The organism is Opitutus terrae PB90-1 (assembly GCF_000019965.1).
Classification (GTDB): Bacteria; Verrucomicrobiota; Verrucomicrobiia; order Opitutales; family Opitutaceae; genus Opitutus; species Opitutus terrae.
Map to the genome: position 1 here is coordinate 94711 of NC_010571.1, position 16854 is coordinate 111564.

Here is a 16854-nt window from a genome sequence, read left to right on the forward strand (position 1 = left end):
CAACGTAGGAACCGAACACGCAATCGCGAGCGCGGAAGCGGGTACGCGGCACTTTGAGCAGCAGCGCGATTGAAAATGCCTCGCGTTGCCGGGGGCCAGCGCGGCACTTGTCAGCAAGTCTTAAACCCTCCGCCCCGGGGGCTTTGCCCTTGCCGGTATCCGACCCCGCGGCCATGCTTCCCGGCGAATGAAAGCGCGCCTCCAGCTTCTGATCTTCGCCGCTTCGTCCGTGGTTCTTTTTGCGGTTGAGCCGACAACCTCGATTTGGACCGGCAATGGGGGCGATGCCAAGTTCAACACCCTAGGAAATTGGAAGGATATCGATGGAAACCCGGTTACGGATGCGCCGGGCGTCAGCACCAATGCGATCTTTCAGCCGCCGACCCCCACGGCGGTTGATTTCAGCAGCGTCAATGCGGTCCTTGGGCTGAGCTTCAAGAACACCATCGAATACAATTATCCAGCCTATGAGCTGAAAAGTACGGACGCGACCGGCACGCTCGCCCTAGGTAGCGGAGGGATTCTGGTGGAGAGCCTTCCAGAACCAGGAGTATCCATCACTTTCAGTCCGTCGCTTGGGCTCATTCTCAACGCCAATCAGACGTGGGATGTGAGCGCGAATGCCACGCTGCTTGTTGGTTCGACCGTGAGTGGACCGTACGGGCTGATCAAGGCTGGCCCCGGGGTCCTCACGTTGTCTGGCATCAATTCCTACGAAGCAGGAACGACTCTGAGCGGCGGCACGCTCGTGATCAGCGCCGATGCCAATCTTGGTGCCGTGCCGAGCTCGCCGGTGGCAAACAACCTCGTTTTCGACGGCGGCGGGCTGCAGACGACCACATCATTCGATCTGGAGCCCAATCGCGGCATAAGTATCGCAACCGGCGGTGGCACGCTCGCAGTGAATCCGACGACAACGCTTGGATATGCCGGCAGGCTTGCCGGCAGCGGCGATTGGTCGCTCGTGGGCATGGGGACCTTGAAACTCTCCGGCGACAATACGGCGTTCACCGGCCGGATCGTGACGTCGAGCGGCACGCTCGAGCTCAACAGCTCGATGGCCTTGGGAGATGGATCCCTCGAATTCAACAATGCCGCCGTATTGGACCTTAACGCCGCCGATGCGATTCACGCCGGCTACCACGAGTTCTCGGGTACAACCCAGATCAACGCTGGTGTGGGAAACGCAATCTCCGGCGGCACCCTGGTTCTGAAAGGTGACTCCACCTTGACCGTCGAGGTACCCGGCGCCTTGGCCTCCGGTGCCTCACTCGTGTTCAGCGATTTCGCGGAGGGCATCGGCGGCCGGCTCATGCTCAATGGCAATGGTGCTGCCGTAGGCGAAATTCATTCCGAGACGGAAGCTATCTCCTCGGCTCCGGGGACGATTGAGAACGGAGGATCAATCAATGCCACGCTCGAGATCGGGAACGCCCAGGACTCGGAATTCCTCGGCAAGATTCAAGACGGCGCCGCAGGCGGCACGCTTAGCGTCGTCAAGACGGGGAGCGGCAATCTCACCCTCGGGGGTGGCGTGGGTGGCACAAGTACCTTCACTGGCGGACTCACTGTCGAGCAAGGCACGCTGACGTTGGGGCGTTCCTCGTACCGCGACAATCCCGACACAATACAGATCGAAACTTCGAGCAGCCCCGTCGGCGCCGGGATCTTGACCTTGCTCGGCGGCACGACGCTGGCCGCGACGCCCGAGTCGGGCGGCCCCGATGACGGGATCCTGCTTTTCAACAACCTTCATCTTGGCAGCAACGAATCGATCACCGTGACCATCGACACCTCGCAAGATGACCTCACGTTGTCCGGCGATATCGGCGGCGACGAAGGCGTCGGGCTGCTGAAGACCGGTGACAACACGCTCACGCTATCGGGGCAGAACAACTCTTTCGACGGCGGGTTGGAGGTGGCTGACGGCACGCTCAAGCTTCTGCCCATGCCGGAAATGTCCGGCGGCCTCGCGGGCAGCGGGACGCTGACGCTTCGGCGCGGCACCACGCTCACGCTACCCATCGACATGAGTCTGAGCCTCTCGAATGACATCCTCCTGGACGACCCCAACAGCGGCACTGCTGGAGCCTCGATCCACGTGCAGCAGGAAAGTGAAGGCATGGCCGCGCTTGAGCTGTCCGGGATGATCGCGGACGGCTGGCGGAACGAAGGTACTGCGCTCAGCCTCATCAAAACCGGCTCAGGCATGCTGAAGCTCGACGGTGCGAACACCTTCAGCGGCGGACTCGTCGTCGAAGAGGGCGCAGTGGTCATCACCAGATCCTCGCAGACGGAGGGTGTAGTCATCGCCGGACCGGTGGGCGTGGGTCTGCTCAAGATGGGTGACGGAACCAAACTTGGCGCCGCCGGCAGCGGCAGCCTCACGTTGGACAATGACATCGAGCTCGGCGGCGAGGGCGGATTCGGTGCGCAGAGCGACCCTCTCATCCTCGCCGGCAACATCGGCCAAGGTGAAGGCACCGGTTCTCTCCGGATCGGCGGGAACGTCGTGCTGGAAGGTACGGCAAACACGTTTACGGGGCCGACCTCCATCGAATGCGGAACCCTGCGGATTTTTGGCGACGGTTCCCTGGGCACAGCTCCGGTCGACGCAACCGCGGGGGCCAATCACCTCACGTTCGTGGACGGCGGCCTGATCGCAAACGGAACGATGACGCTCGCGCCGACTCGCGGGATCGTGCTGGGCGGCTACGGCGGGACGCTCACCGCGCCGGCCAACACGACGTTCACTGTGGGAGGAACGATCAGCGGCAGCTCAAGCGAGGCAGCGCTCACCAAGGCAGGCGCGGGTACGCTGGTGTTGTCAGGAACGAACACCTATGCCGGCTGGACGAAAATCGAAGCGGGTAATCTCCGCACGACTGGCACTGGCACTTTGCCGGCCACCACGGCACTCGGCATGGAGATCGGAACCAAGCTCTACATCGACGAGAGCCAGCGCATCGCCCGTTTCCTCGGCGACATCGCCGCCGAGGTGGAAATCGCGATTGGCTCCGGCAACACATTTACCGTGGCTCCCACCGCGGAAGCGCTGTTGCAGGGCAACGCCGGTGAGTTCAGCGGGTGGCTGTCTGGCTCCGGCGCCTTCGAACTGGCCGGCGTGCCGGATTCGCTGCTCTGGCTGCGAGGCGACCTGACTTATTCCGGAGGCACGTCGATCGCCACCGGCAATACGCTGAAGATTTCGGGCGCAGCCCTGAATGCCGATATGAGTGCGCTCAGCCACCCGATCACGGCCGATGGCACGCTGGCGTTCTACCGCGACGAGGAGGCAGACGACCTCACCGTCAGCGGCAGCATCACCGGATCCGGCCGGGTTGTTTCCTACTCGGGATTCACTGTGCTGACCGGGACCGGCAACAACTACTCCGGTGGCACTGAGATCAAGAGCGGCAGTGTGCTGGTCGGAGCCGCTGACGGCGCGTTCGGCGCGTCCAGCGGCGGCATCCTGGTGAGGGATGCCGGCGTGGTGGCCTTGATGAACGGCGCCCACGTCAGCAATGCCGTGACGCTCGAGTCCGGCAGCACCATCGCCGGCAACGGCACTTTCGCCAGCAACGTCATCGTCGGAGCCGGCGTCACGCTGAAGCCTGAACTGAATAATGAGAATACGATCGGCACGCTCACGTTCAACGAGCTCACGCTCAACGGCGGCGGCACCTATGAGTGGAATATGCTCAACGCGTCCGTTTACGATCGGGTGTCCGTCGTCAATCCCACCACGCTCCACTTCGAGCAGAACGCGGCAGATGCGTTCACCTTCAAGCTCACTCCGCTGAGCGCCGCTGGAGTAATTGGGCCGGCGTCCGGCTTCATCCCGGGGCAAACTGTCACGTTCGAGCTGTTCCAGGCCGCGACGATGGACGGTTTCGCCAACTTCAACTACACGATCGATCACTCGCTCTTTGACGAATACATGGGCGAGGCGACTTTCTCGCTCTCCCTGTCCGGCTCCAGCATCCTGCTCAATTTCACGCCCGTCCCCGAGCCATCGACCTGGGCGCTGTTGATTACCGGGCTCGCAATCGTCGGCGTCGGCGCGCTCCGCCGGCGACAGCGGCACTGAACTGTCGGGGTGGAGCCCGCCGTCCCGGCGGTCTGAAAAACAGACCGCCACTCGGCCCGGCAGGGACGCCGGGGACCACCTGCTTGCAGTTCCCTCCCGGCGAAATTCGTTCGTGTCTTCACCGCGCCCGCCCGCTTAACTTCCCGCAATGTCCGCCGATCTCGCCCAGCTCGTCACTTTGATCGCGCAACGCGCCCGCGCCGCGTCGCTCACGCTCGCGACCACGTCCACCGCCGCCAAGAACAGCGCGCTGCTCCGACTCGCGGACCTCATCGCCGGCTCGACGCTGCCGCTGCTCAACGCCAACCAGCTCGACATCGCCGCCGCCAAGAAGCACGGCCTGACCCAGGCGCAGATCGATCGACTCACCCTCACGCCGATCCGGCTCACCCAGCTCGCCGACAGCGTGCGCCACGTCGCCACGCTGCCCGATCCCGTCGGCGAAGTGCTCGAGGAAACCACGCGACCGAACGGCCTGGTGCTGCGCCGCGTCCGCGTGCCGATCGGCGTCATCGGCATCATCTACGAGGCGCGGCCCAACGTGACCATCGATTGCGCCGCGCTCTGCCTGAAGAGCGGCAACGCCGCCATCCTCCGCGGCGGCAAGGAGAGCTTCCACACCAACACCGCGCTCGCCGCGCTCATCGCGCAAGCGCTGTCCGCCGCGGAACTACCGGCCGACGCCGTGCAGCTGATTCCGACCACCGAGCGCGCCGCCCTCACGCACCTGCTGACGCTCGATTCGCTCGTGCACTGCATCATTCCGCGCGGTGGCGAGAGCCTGATCCGCTTCGTGGCGGAGCACAGCACGATCCCGGTCATCAAGCATTACAAGGGCGTCTGCTTTGTTTACGTCGATCGCGAGGCGCACCTGAAGATGGCCGAGCAGATTGTCGTCAACGCGAAGACCTCGCGGCCCGGCGTCTGCAACGCCGCGGAACAGCTCCTCGTGCACCGCGGCGTCGCGACGAAATTCCTGCCGGCGATCGCCCGCGCGCTCAATGCCGCGCATCCCGTCGAGCTCCGCTGCGACGCCGAGAGCGCCGCCATCCTCGCCCAGGAGAACTTGCCGCACGTCGCCGCCAGCGACGCGGATTTCTCCACCGAGTTTCTCGACTACATTCTGGCCGTGCGCGTGGTGGATTCGATCGACACCGCCATCGCCACGATCAACCGCGACAGCTCGAACCACAGCGACGCGATCGTCACCAACGACACCTCCGCCGCGAATCGCTTTCTCGCCGGCGTGGACAGCGCCGCGGTGTTCTGGAACGCGAGCACGCGGTTCAATGATGGCGTCGAGTTCGGCTTGGGCGCCGAAATCGGCATCAGCACCGATCGGCTGCATGCCCGCGGCCCCATGGGCTTGCGGGAACTCTGCAGCTACAAGTGGCTGGTCTCCGGCATCGGCCAGGTCCGCAGCTGACTCGAAGAACCCGAAAGAGGCAGAAGAGTTTGCCCGCTAAGCGACGCGAATGAACGCGAATCGCTGATGAGCGAAATTCGCGTAGCTTAGCGGACGAAAACCACGGCGCGAAAGATGCCCGCAGAATAGGACGGGCCGCCCGTGGCACGCGGCATGCCGTCCCCGCCCGCGTGAGCATTTGTGACGCACCGAGTTCCCGTGCCAGCCCGAACCCGGAGTTGCGCGGAACTCCGCCAACCATAGATTGACTCACCCGTCATGAACCGCCTCGTCCGCGCCTCCCTCCTGTCGCTCACCGTCGCCCTCGTGGCGCCGGCCGGCTTCGCTGAGACCTCGCCCCTCGCGGCGGACCGCCCCGAGCCCGCGCCTACCACGCCGGCACCAAAGCCGAAGCGGGACCGGGCGATTTCCGACAATCTCGCTTCGACCCTGGCGGCGAGCATGCCGAAATTCAATCCGCCGCCCAAGCCCCGCCCCGAAGACGAGGAGGTCGATCTGCGCGAGGTCGACAAGCCCCGCAACGGCATCATCCGCCTGCCGAAATACACCGTGCGCGAACGCCGGCCCCCGGTTTTTCGCGAACGCGACATTTACACGCAGGGCGGCTTCGCCGAGCTCGCCAAGCGTCGCTATCTCACGCCGACCTACCGGTTGCTGAACAGCATCTACGTCCCGTTCCTGACCGCGTCGCCCGAGCAGCACGCGTTGATGATGTATGCAGAACAGGAGCGACTCGATAACATGGCCGAGCTGAACGACACCGCGCAGAGCATCGGCCGGGTCGACGCCGATGCGGGCGCGTACATCAAGCGCGAGACCGATCAGACCTACATGCGCACGCGCGACGTCGGCTATCAGCGCAGGTTCGAATAGCGCTGCTTCCGCCTGAAGTAGCGGCAGGTCTCCCCCTCGACCCTGCTCAGGGCCTGAGCTTGTCGAATGGCGTGCCTGCCGGCTTGGTCATCATCCAACAGGGACGCCTGCCGCTACGCAAAAGCGGCGCCAAAACCGCCTTCCGGCTCACGCTTTTGCCGGCTCGCCGAGCAACTCGCGCGCGATCTGTTCCCATTCGGCCGCGAGCGTCACCTCGTCAACCGGCCGGCTGCGGCCCGCGCGCTCATACCAGTAGCCGGCGTTCGCCCGATCACCCTCTTCGCGGTGCAGATACGCGTGCACCAGCGCTCCGTCCTCGCTCCGGTCTTCCTGCGCCAGCGCATGCGCCTGCGCCCAGTCGCCGTGGTGGTCGTGCCAGAGCGCCTGCAAGGCGGCGCTAAGCCCCTCGGGGGGCGCGGCATCGCACGCGACAGAGGCAGCGAATTCTGCAAATGACATTTGCCCCACCATGGGCGGGCCCTTTGTAGTTTCAACCGGCGCAACGCATTTCATGGCCGACACAGAACTGGTGATCCTTCGCGAGCTGCTGGCCCACGAACCCGACTACGTCTCGGGCTCGGCGCTCGCGGCCAAGCTCGGGCTGAGCCGCGTCGCGATCTGGCTGCACATGGAAAAACTGCGCACGCAGGGCTTCCGGTTCGAAGCCGCGCGCTCCCGCGGCTACCGGCTCGTGCGCCGGCCCGACCGGCTCCATCTCACGCTGATCCGCGCCCATCTGCAGGGCCGGCGACGCGAGTTTCCGATCCTGCTGCTCGACGAGGTCGACAGCACCAACGACGAAGCCGCGCGCCAGCTCGCCGCCGGCCGGATCGCGCCGTTCGTCGTCCTCGCGCACCGGCAGACGCATGGCCGTGGCCGGCTGGGTCGCAGCTGGCACAGCGAGGCACCGGGCAATCTTTACGCCAGCTTCGCGTTCCGACCGAAAATTTCTCCCACCCGGATGGGCGCGTTCACGTTGTGGATGGGCGTGAACGTCTGCGAACTCATCGCCACCGTCGCGCAGCTCGCCCCCGGGATCAAGTGGCCCAACGATATCCTGTTCGATGGTCGCAAGGCCGGCGGCATGCTCACCGAGGCGCGGATCGACGCCGACCAGATTCGCGATCTGGTCTTCGGGCTGGGGCTCAACATCAACGGACCCGTGCACGGCTGGCCGGCCGACCTGGCCCGGCGCGCCGTTTCGCTCTCCGAGAAGACCAAGGCGTCTCTCGACGTGAACTATTTCACCGCCGCGTTGATCGGCCGCGTGTTGCTGGCGTACGACCATTTCGTCGATGGCGAGCACACGAAAACGTTCGCCGATCTCTGGCAGCGCTTCGACGTGCTGCGCGGTCATCCCATCGCGCTGCTGCAAAGCGGCCGCCGGATCGCCGGCATCGCCGCGGGCGTGGACGACGAGGGTTCGCTCCTGATCCGCAGCGCAACCGGCCGCTTGCAGCGGTTCCACGCGGGCGATGTCACCCTCGAAAAGTCCGATGCCTCGGCCTGACCGTTCCTCTCGTGGCCCGGGCGTTCCGCCTTGGGACGGCGCGCCGCGCCGCGCTGCTTCGCCCACGCCTGCATCTGACGGGCACGACGCCCATGCCAGTCGGTCCTCTCGCAATTTTATGGAGCCCGGCCACTCGCGTCGCGGTCCCATCCCGGCGCCGCGCCACTTGCGTGTTTCGCATCGCCTGCGCGCGCGGTTGCTCCAGCCTTCCCGGTAATGCCCGACACGCCAGCCATCGAAGTCTCCCACCTGTTCAAGACCTACGCAGGGGTGGCGGCTGTCAGCGACATCACCTTCACCGTCGCGCGCGGCGAGATTCTGGGCTTCCTCGGTCCGAACGGCGCGGGCAAGTCGACCACGATGCGGATCCTCACCGGCTACCTGCCGGCGACGTCCGGCAGCGTCACGATTTGCGGCCTGCCGGTCGCGTCGCAACCCGACGAGGTGAAGCGCCGGATCGGCTACATGCCGGAAAACAATCCGCTGCCGGAGGACATGCGCGTGTCGGAGTATCTCTACTTCCGCGGCCGGCTGAAGGAGATCCCGCGCCGTAAGCTCGGCCCGCGCATCGACGAGGTGCTCGAGGTATGCGATCTCAAGCGCGTCCGGCACAAGATCATCGGGAAACTCTCGAAGGGTTTTCGCCAGCGCGTCGGCATCGCCGAAGCCATCCTCGCCGAGCCGCCGGTGATCATCATGGATGAGCCGACCATTGGGCTCGATCCGCACCAGATCCTGATCGTGCGCGACTTGATCGCCAGCCTGCGCGGCCGGATGACCGTGATCATCTCCTCGCACATCCTGCCGGAAATCGAAGTCACGTGTGACCGTGTGCTCATCATCAACCAAGGCCGCGTCGTCGCGCAGGGCACGCCGGCGGATTTGCGCCGCGAGATCCTCGGCCATTCGAACTACGAGCTCGAGATCGCCGGTGACACCAGCGCCTTGCCGCCACTGCTCGCCGCCATCGAGCCGACGCTGCGCATATCGGCCGAGTCGGCCACCGATGCCGCCGGGTTCCGGCGCGTGACGCTGACCACCGATCGCGAGGACGAGATCGGCGAGCCGCTGCTGCGCGCGCTCACCGCGCAGAACTTCCGGTTGCGCAGCTTCAGCCGCGCGCACTCCACGCTCGAGGACGTCTTCCTCGCCGCGACGCGCCGCAGCTGGGATGTCACGGCCCCGCTGTCGCGTCCGCGCAAAGTGAAATCGGCGGCCATTAACAAGGAGGGAGCCGGATGAACGTGACGACCACCTCCGACGTAGGACGCGGTCTCCCGACCCTGCCACTCAGGCGGTTTTCGCCGCGATCGCGCCCATCGCTTTCCCTACCCCGGTGGGATCAGGAGCTCCCGCCCTACAGAACCTCCGTTGTTCTTCCGCTCGGTCGCGCATGAAACACTTTTTCACGCTGCTCAGTCACGAGATCCGGATGCTGCTCGTCAGCCCGGCGACGTATTTCGTCGCGATGCTGTTCCTGCTCTTCATGGGCTTCATCTTCACAGGCATCCTGGAAACCTACAGCAAGGCCGCGCGCGAGATTTCGCCCGCCAACGTTTTCTTCCAGCTCTTCTGGTTCCCGGTCCTGTTCATGGTCCCGCTGCTGACGATGAAATGCCTCGCCGAGGAACGGCGGCTCGGGACGATCGAAACGCTCCTCACCACGCCGGTCACCACGGCCGAGGTGGTGCTGGGCAAATACGCCGCCGTCTACCTGCTCTACCTGGCGCTCTGGGGCGCGACCACCGGCTTCTTCTACATTCTGTATCGGTTCGTGGGCGACACGCGGTTCATCGACATCGGGCCGATGATCGGCGGTTACATTTTCATCGCGGTCTCCGGGCTGTTCTTCGTGGCGGTCGGCGTTTTTTCCAGTTCGCTCTCCCGGAACCAGGCGGTGTCCGGAGTGATCTGCTTCGTCCTGCTGGTGGCGGTCATCGGCGGAACCAACTATCTCGCCGACAGCGCGTGGCTGACGCGGGACAGCCTGGCGCCGCTCAAGGAGGCCGTCGATTACACGCGCGTGCTCGCGCACCGCGACGACTTCACCCGGGGCGTCGTCGACACCCGCCAGCTGCTGTTTTACCTCAGCGGCACGGTGCTGGCGCTGATCTTCAGCATCCTCGGTGTCGAAGCCAAGCTGCTGCACTCATAAGTTGAGAGATAAGGGTTGAGAGATGAGAGCACTGAACCAGCAAACCACCAAGCGCCGCCTCCACTCCGCCCGCTCTGGCGCGCCGAAGCGAAGCATTCCTTTCAACTCTCAGCTCTCAACTCTCAACTAGCTCGCATGCCCTTCCTCGACAGCTTCCGCGCCGCCCGCTGGCTCCGCACGCTCAATCTCGTGCTGCAGGCGGCGCTGTTCCTCACGCTGTTCGGCGGGCTCAACTACCTCGCCCGCAATCACGCGTGGCGCTACGATCTCACGCACCAGCGCCGGCATTCGCTCTCGCCGGAAACGCTTTCCTACCTGCGCACCCTGCCGCGGCCGGTGCGAATGGTCGTGACGCTGGTCGAGGACACGGAAAACGAGGTCGCTGCGCAGGCCTACCGCGACGTCCGCGGCCTGCTGCGCGAATACGCCTACGCCACCGAAGGCGACACCAACCGACGGATCACCGTCGAATACCTCGATGTCTACCAGCGCCGGCGCGAGGCCGATCAGCTTTCCATCTCCGAGCCAAACCTCATCGTGCTCTTCTGCGGCGACAAGCGCCGCACCATCACGCCGGACGAGCTCTACCAGCTTGAAGCCGGCGAGAAGAAGGCGTTTCGCGGCGAACAGGCGATCACGTCCGCGATCCTCGATGTCTCGAACCCCGCGCGGAAAAAAATCTACTTCCTCGCCGGCCACGGCGAGCTCAGCCCCGACGATGTCGATCCCAACCGCGGGCTCTCGATGCTGCGCGACGCGCTGCGGCAGCGAAATTTCGAGGTCGATTCGCTCAACCTCGGCTATCTCCGCCGCGTGCCGGCCGACGCCGCGCTGCTCGTCGCCGTCGCGCCGCAGGGGCGTTTTCAACCGATCGAGGAGGAGCTGCTCCGGCAATATCTCTCCGCCAACGCCGGCCGGCTGATCCTGCTGCTCGCGCCGACGTTCCCGCATGGGCTCGAGGATCTGCTGCTCGACTGGGGCATTCTGGTCGACGACGACGTGATCTACGACACGAACCCGGACAGCATGACCGAGGAAGGCGAGTTGCTGCTCCAGTTCTTCATGCCCCATCCGGTCACGCAGACCATCATCGACCTGCGCACGGCGTTGCCGCGGATCGGCCCCGCGCGCTCGGTGCGTCCCGATCCGGGACGTTCGCTCGGCGCCGGGCTCACCGTCACCACCCTCGCCGCCACCTCCACGACGGCGTGGGGCGAGGTCAGCTACCGCGAAAACATCGCTCACCGCTACGACGTCGGCATCGACATTCGCCCCATCCCCGGCATGGAGCCGCGTGATCGATTGGGCGTCGCGGTCGCGTCCGAACGGGTCTCGGTGCGCGACAACCTGCCGTTCAGCGTTCGCGGCGGCCGGCTCGTGGTGTTCGGCACCGGCGATCTCATCGGCAACAACCGCATCGCCGATTTTGCCAACCTCAACATTTTCCTGAGCGCCGTGAACTGGTCGGTGGACCGCGACGCGCAGTTCAACATCCCGGCCCGGCCGATCGAGCGCTTCCAGCTCTCGCTCAGCGCGAGCGAACTGTCCCGGCTCCGCTACAGCCTGTTGCTCGTGCTGCCCAGCGTCGCCGGCCTGCTCGGCCTCCTCGTCTACTGGACGCGGCGGACGTGAGCTTCGCGGTTGAGGGTTGAGAGCTGAGTGTTGAGAGCTAGAACAATCCACCACGCAGCGCACTCCGGCCCTCAATTCTCAACCCTCAACTCTCAACTTTTGCTGTGCGCACCAAAGTCACGCTCGTCCTGCTGCTCCTGAACGTCGCGCTGTTCTTCTTCATTTTCCGCTTCGAACGCCGCTGGCGCATCGAGGAAAGCTGGAAGGAGGCCCGCCGCCGCGTGCTCGGCGCCGAAGCCGCGGACATTCGCTCGATCGAAATCACCGGCGCCAACCGCGACCTCGCGCTGGCCCGCCGCGGCGACACGTGGTTCGTGACCAAGCCGCTGGAGTGGCCCGCCAATCCGAGTGCCGTCGACCGGATCATCAAGGAGCTCCAGCTGCTCGATCACGAAACGAGTTTCTTCGTGCGCGATCTGGCCAAGAACGGCCAGTCGCTCGCCGACTACGGCCTGGAGCAGCCGCGGCTGATCGTCACGTTCGCGTCCGGTGAACCGGGCTCCGGCACGCCGACGCGCACCACCACGCTGCGGCTCGGCGATCTGACGAAGGACGGCATTCGGCTCTACGTGCTTTCGCCCGACGGCGAGCGGATCCACGTCGTGAGCCAGAGCCTCGCGCGCACGCTCGCGATGACCTTCGAGGAAGTGCACGCGGAAACGGTGTTCACGATTCCCGTCTTCGAAGCGCGCTCGCTCAACCTACAAACCGCGCCGCCGGCGAGCCTGCGGATCCGGCTGCGCCGCGACGGCAGCCGCTGGACCTTCGAGGCGCCGATCAACGCCCGCGCCAGCAAGACCAAGACCGAGCTCGCGATCAACGACCTCAACGCGCTGCGCGTGAAATCGTTTGTGACCGAGAACCCTCCCGCCACGCTGCCGGCGGACAAGCCGTCGCTCCGGATCACGCTCGAGGGCAACAATCGCCGGGAGACGCTGATCCTCGGCGATGCGCTCGGCACCACCGCCATTCCCCAGGGGCCCACCAAGGTCCCCGACGTGGAATATTACGCCCAGCTCGACGGCCGCGGCGCGTTGTTCACCGTCGCGATCAAGGACGATCTGCGCAAGACGCTCGACCAGGCGCAGGTCGAGTTGCGCGAGTCCCGGCTGCTCGACTTCGATCCGCGCGCCGTCACCGCGCTCACGCTCGCCGCGCCCAACCAGCCGCAGCTCACGCTGCAGCGGCTCGAAACCGGTGCGCAGCCGACCGACAGCAGCGCGTGGCAAATCGTGGTGCGCGCCGGCGCGGCGCAGGGGCCGCAGACGTTGCCGGCCGATGCGGCCTCGGTGAACCGGCTGCTCGAGCAGCTCTCCCTCCTCGCCGCGATCAGTTTCCAGAGCGATGCCCCGCGCGACGCCGAACTCGAGGCGTGGGGTTTCAACCGGCCCGAGCGCGAGATCACGCTGACGGTGCCCGGCACGCCTCCGGTGAGATTGCAGATCGGCCAGCCGACGCGCCGCGACGGCCCCGCCTATGCCAAGCTCGCCGACGACGTCTCGGTCTACGCGGTCGATCCCGAAATTCTCCGCGAAACGCCGGTCGCCGTGCGCGCCTGGCGCGAACGGCTGTTGCGCGACCTGCCCGCCGGCGCACGCATCACCGCGCTCCAGCTCACCGATCTCATCGAGAAACGCATGATCCTCGACACGACCGTCGACAATAACGGCCAGCCTACCGCGATGGTTCCTGCGCCCGACGCCGTGCCGAAGATCCTCGCGAGCCTACGGCGGCTGCGCGCGCAGGAGTTCGTACTCGACCAATTCGCCGATCGCGTCGTGGCCGCAGGTGAGGAACGCCCGTGGCGCTATCAACTCACCGCGACGATCACGTTGACCGGCGGCGCCGGCGAACAGACCAGCACCACGACGCTGTTTCTCACGCCACGGCTCGGCGGCGGCCGCCAGCTCGCGGGTTCGCCCGCGAACGAGTTCAACGCCGTGTTCGAGATCGAACAGCCCTTGCTCGATGCGTTGTGGCAGTTGACCGAAGGACCGCGCGATCCCGGGCCCACGCCGCCGGCGAACGCCACGACTCCGCCGTCCGCGTAGAGGTTGTCATGGATTTTCGAACCGCTGTTTCCGAGGTAGGGCGGGCATTCCGCTGCCCGCCGGGAGTTCGCTCGACATCCGCGGCGCTCACGGAGTGAGCGCCCTACCCAAGCTGCTTCTCGATCAAAGCGCATGAGCGCCCCTCGCCCTCATTCCTCATTCCGCACGGTACACCGAGACCGTCGTCTGGAGCCGCGACGCCCTCGTCGCGGCATTCGCACCCGCCGTTCTGCGGGCCCGTCCCGCCGCGGTTTTCCGCCTAGCCCATGAGCGAGCGGTCCAAGCCCGTGCTGCAAGCACTGCGTTTCTGCGCCGATTGCGTGCTGCTGCTCGCGTGCTGGGTGCTTTGGCTCGCGCTGGGCGCGCTGCTGGCGTTGCAGATCGCCGTGATTGTCTCGAAGGAATTCGACGTGCCCGGCTTCGCGTTGCGATCGCTCGAGGAGAAATTCAACGCCTCCGACGTGCATGCGCATTTCGGCCGCGCGCGCTTCGATGTGCGCGGCGGCATCCTCCTCGAGAATCTACAGCTCACCTTGCCGGAATTCGCCGAGCCCGTGGTCGACCTGCGCGCGGCCTACGTGGAATTGGATCCGTGGTCGCTGCTCGCCGGCCGGTTTCAGCCTCACCGGGTACAGGCCACCGGCGCGCGGCTGTTCGTGCCGGCCATGTTCGCGCCCAGCGGCCGACACGAGGAGATTGTCAGCGAGCTGGACCTGTCGGTGTTGCCGGGAGACCGGGAGGTCCAGATCGAGTCGGCCAGCGGCCGGCTCGCCGGCGTCGCCGTGGCGCTGCGGGGCCGCGTCGCCCTGCCGGCGCGCCCGGACACCGGAAAGATCGCCCCACTCCCGCTGCTGCAGACCCTCGCGCGAAACTACCCCGCACTCAGCCGTCAGCTCGTTCGCGTGCGGGAACAGCTGGCGCCGCTGGATGGGCCGGAACTCGATGTCGTGCTGCAACCAGTCGCCGCGCGCGGCGCGCTGGCGAAGGTGGTGCTCACCGCCACCGCGCTCTCGTATCCGCGTTTCAGTGATCTGCGCGCCGCCAACGTCCGCGCGCTCACGCAGCTGCCGCTGCTCGGCGACACGCCTTACCTCACGCCGCTGCACGTCACCGCGGCGGAAGTTACCGTCGGCGAAGCACGCGCGCGCCACGTCGAAGCGGATGTCACCGGACTGCTCGAGCCCGCGCACTTTTATTACACGCCGCAGACACTGCGGCTGACTGCGGCGGAGCTCGGCGCCCGCGGTTTCCAGCTCGAGCACCTCGCGGCCGGGCTGCAGCCGCAGCCGTTGCCCCTGGTACGGGGCGAGTTGATCGCGCGCAGCCTCGGCCGCCCGATCGCGCTCTCGGGCGAGGCCGATCTCACCGGCCGTACCGCGGACGTGGTTTTCCAAGGCGAGCTTTCCCCGGAGCTGATGAAGCCCCTCGCCGCGCTGCTGCCCCGCGATCCGCGCCCGTTCGTCGGTTTTGGTCAGCCGCTCACCGTCGACGCGCGCGCGCGGTTCGGGCGCGGATGGAAGTTCGAACACGCCGCCGGCCGGCTCGCCGCGCGCGAGATCGATGCCTACCACGTGCCGCTGGATTCCGTGGCGGGGGAGTTCGAATTCGATGGCCGCCGCTTCACCGCCCGGCACGCGCGGGCGCGATTGGGCGAGGATTTTGCCCGCGGCTCGTTCACGCAGGATTTGCGCACGCGCGAATATCGTTTCGTGCTCGACGGGCGGCTGCGGCCCGCGCACATCGGCGGCTGGTTCCGCTCGTGGTGGACGGAATTCTTCGAGCACTTCGAATTTCCGGACGCGCCGCCCGACGCGAGCGTCGACGTGCACGGCTGGTGGCGCGATGGCTGGAAGACGACGGTGTTTCTCTTCGCCGAAAGCAACCACGCGTTGATCCGCGGCGCCGAGCTCGACTACGCGCGCACGTTGATGTTCATCCGCCCGAATTTCATCGACGGACTCGAGCTCTACGGCACGCGCGGCACCGGCGAGATTCGCGGCGAGTTCACGCGCGGTTACGATTTCGAGCGACGTGACTGGACGCACCTCGCCTTCACCTTCGCTTCCGGCATCGATTTGGAAACCGGCGCGGCGCTTCTCGGCCCGAAGCTGGGCCCGCGGCTGGCGCCGTATCGGTTTGCGGAACCACCGCGCTTGAAGGTAAGCGGCCAGTTCGACGGACCCGCCGCGCCTGGCGGCGAACACCAGAATCTCCAGATCGACGCCAGCAGCCTCGGCGAATTCTCGGCCTACGAATTTCCGGGCCAAAACCTCAGCTTTATCGCGACGCTCAAGGACGACGAGCTTGGCATTGAGAACATCAGCGCCGACATCGCGGGCGGCGCGGTCGCCGGCCGGGCCCGGATCTGGGGGCGGGAGCCGGAGCGGCGGATCCGTTTCGAGGGCACCGTGCACCAGGCCAACCTCGGGCTCGCGGTCACGACGGTCTCGCAGCATCTGGCCCGTCGCCGCGGCGACTCCGTTCCGCGCGCCGAGCGCGTCCAGCCCGGCTACAACACGGCGAAACTCGAGCTGGCCGCCTCGGCCGAGGGCCGCGTCGATGATCCGCTCAGTTTCACCGGCAACGGCAGCGCGTCGATCGTCGGCCCCGAACTCGGACAGGTTCGGCTGCTCGGCCTTTTGTCGGACCTGCTGAACTTCACTGCGCTCCGGTTCACGCATGCCCAAGGCAACTTCAAGATCGAGGGGCCCAAGGTCTCTTTCCCGTCCGTCAACGTCACGGGCGCAAATTCAGCCATCCAGGCCCACGGCAGTTACTCGCTGGCCCGCCGCGAGTTGGATTTCAACGCCCGAGTCTATCCCTTCCAGGAAAGCTCCTCCCTCCTCCAGAACGTCGTCGGCGTCATGCTCACACCGCTGTCGGCGGTGCTGGAAGTGAAGTTAACTGGGGGGCTGGACGAGCCGAAATGGGCCTTTGTGATCGGTCCGACCAACCTCTTCCGCGCCCTTTCCGAACCCACGGAATCCGCGGCTCCGCCCCCCGGCAACTCCTCTTCCGCCTCACCGTCGGAAACGTCTGGTCGCTGATCTCCGTGCGGTTGCCGGCGGAAAACACATTGATCCATTCCTGCGCGGCCCCTTAACTAGGGGGAAACCC

10 protein-coding genes are annotated in these 16854 nt (G+C 65.9%); 9 read left to right on the plus strand and 1 reads right to left on the minus strand.

What is annotated here, in order from left to right; translation table 11 throughout:
- Positions 1 to 187 precede the first annotated feature (187 nt).
- The 3 genes from OTER_RS00415 to OTER_RS00425 all read left to right on the plus strand — a co-directional run bounded on the left by OTER_RS00415 (position 188) and on the right by OTER_RS00425 (position 6389).
- Positions 188 to 4090: a beta strand repeat-containing protein gene (locus OTER_RS00415; RefSeq protein ID WP_012372911.1), complete on the plus strand. Its 3903-nt coding sequence runs from the start codon at positions 188 to 190 to the stop codon at positions 4088 to 4090.
- A 148-nt stretch (positions 4091 to 4238) separates the two neighbouring features.
- Entirely contained in the window at positions 4239 to 5516 is a 1278-nt protein-coding gene (locus OTER_RS00420) for a glutamate-5-semialdehyde dehydrogenase (protein ID WP_012372912.1), read from the plus strand.
- Between the two features lie 258 nt (positions 5517 to 5774).
- The gene (locus OTER_RS00425) at positions 5775 to 6389 is read left to right on the plus strand and encodes a hypothetical protein (RefSeq protein ID WP_012372913.1); all 615 of its coding nucleotides are present in this window, start codon (positions 5775 to 5777) and stop codon (positions 6387 to 6389) included.
- Positions 6390 to 6536: 147 nt separating this feature from the next.
- Here the strand turns inward: OTER_RS00425 and OTER_RS00430 are convergent, their stop codons facing one another.
- On the minus strand, positions 6537 to 6848 hold the full coding sequence (locus tag OTER_RS00430; protein WP_012372914.1) for a hypothetical protein: 312 nt from the start codon (positions 6846 to 6848) through the stop codon (positions 6537 to 6539).
- Positions 6849 to 6900: 52 nt separating this feature from the next.
- Between OTER_RS00430 and OTER_RS00435 the strand changes: the two genes are divergently transcribed.
- The 6 genes from OTER_RS00435 (at position 6901) to OTER_RS00460 (ending at position 16784) form a co-directional block, all read left to right on the plus strand.
- Positions 6901 to 7899 carry a biotin--[acetyl-CoA-carboxylase] ligase gene (locus OTER_RS00435; RefSeq protein ID WP_012372915.1) on the plus strand — a complete coding sequence of 333 codons (999 nt, stop codon included), beginning with the start codon at positions 6901 to 6903 and terminating at the stop codon, positions 7897 to 7899.
- 216 nt (positions 7900 to 8115) lie between these two features.
- Entirely contained in the window at positions 8116 to 9141 is a 1026-nt protein-coding gene (locus OTER_RS00440; RefSeq protein ID WP_012372916.1) for an ABC transporter ATP-binding protein, read from the plus strand.
- Between the two features lie 151 nt (positions 9142 to 9292).
- Positions 9293 to 10054, plus strand: coding sequence for an ABC transporter permease (locus OTER_RS00445; protein ID WP_012372917.1), 762 nt, complete (start codon positions 9293 to 9295; stop codon positions 10052 to 10054).
- Between the two features lie 135 nt (positions 10055 to 10189).
- Positions 10190 to 11686: a GldG family protein gene (locus OTER_RS00450; RefSeq protein WP_012372918.1), complete on the plus strand. Its 1497-nt coding sequence runs from the start codon at positions 10190 to 10192 to the stop codon at positions 11684 to 11686.
- A gap of 104 nt (positions 11687 to 11790) precedes the next feature.
- A complete protein-coding gene (locus OTER_RS00455) occupies positions 11791 to 13737 on the plus strand; it encodes a DUF4340 domain-containing protein (protein ID WP_012372919.1) in 1947 nt (648 codons plus the stop codon).
- Positions 13738 to 14003: 266 nt separating this feature from the next.
- Positions 14004 to 16784 carry an AsmA-like C-terminal region-containing protein gene (locus OTER_RS00460; RefSeq protein WP_012372920.1) on the plus strand — a complete coding sequence of 927 codons (2781 nt, stop codon included), beginning with the start codon at positions 14004 to 14006 and terminating at the stop codon, positions 16782 to 16784.
- Positions 16785 to 16854: the final 70 nt, after the last annotated feature.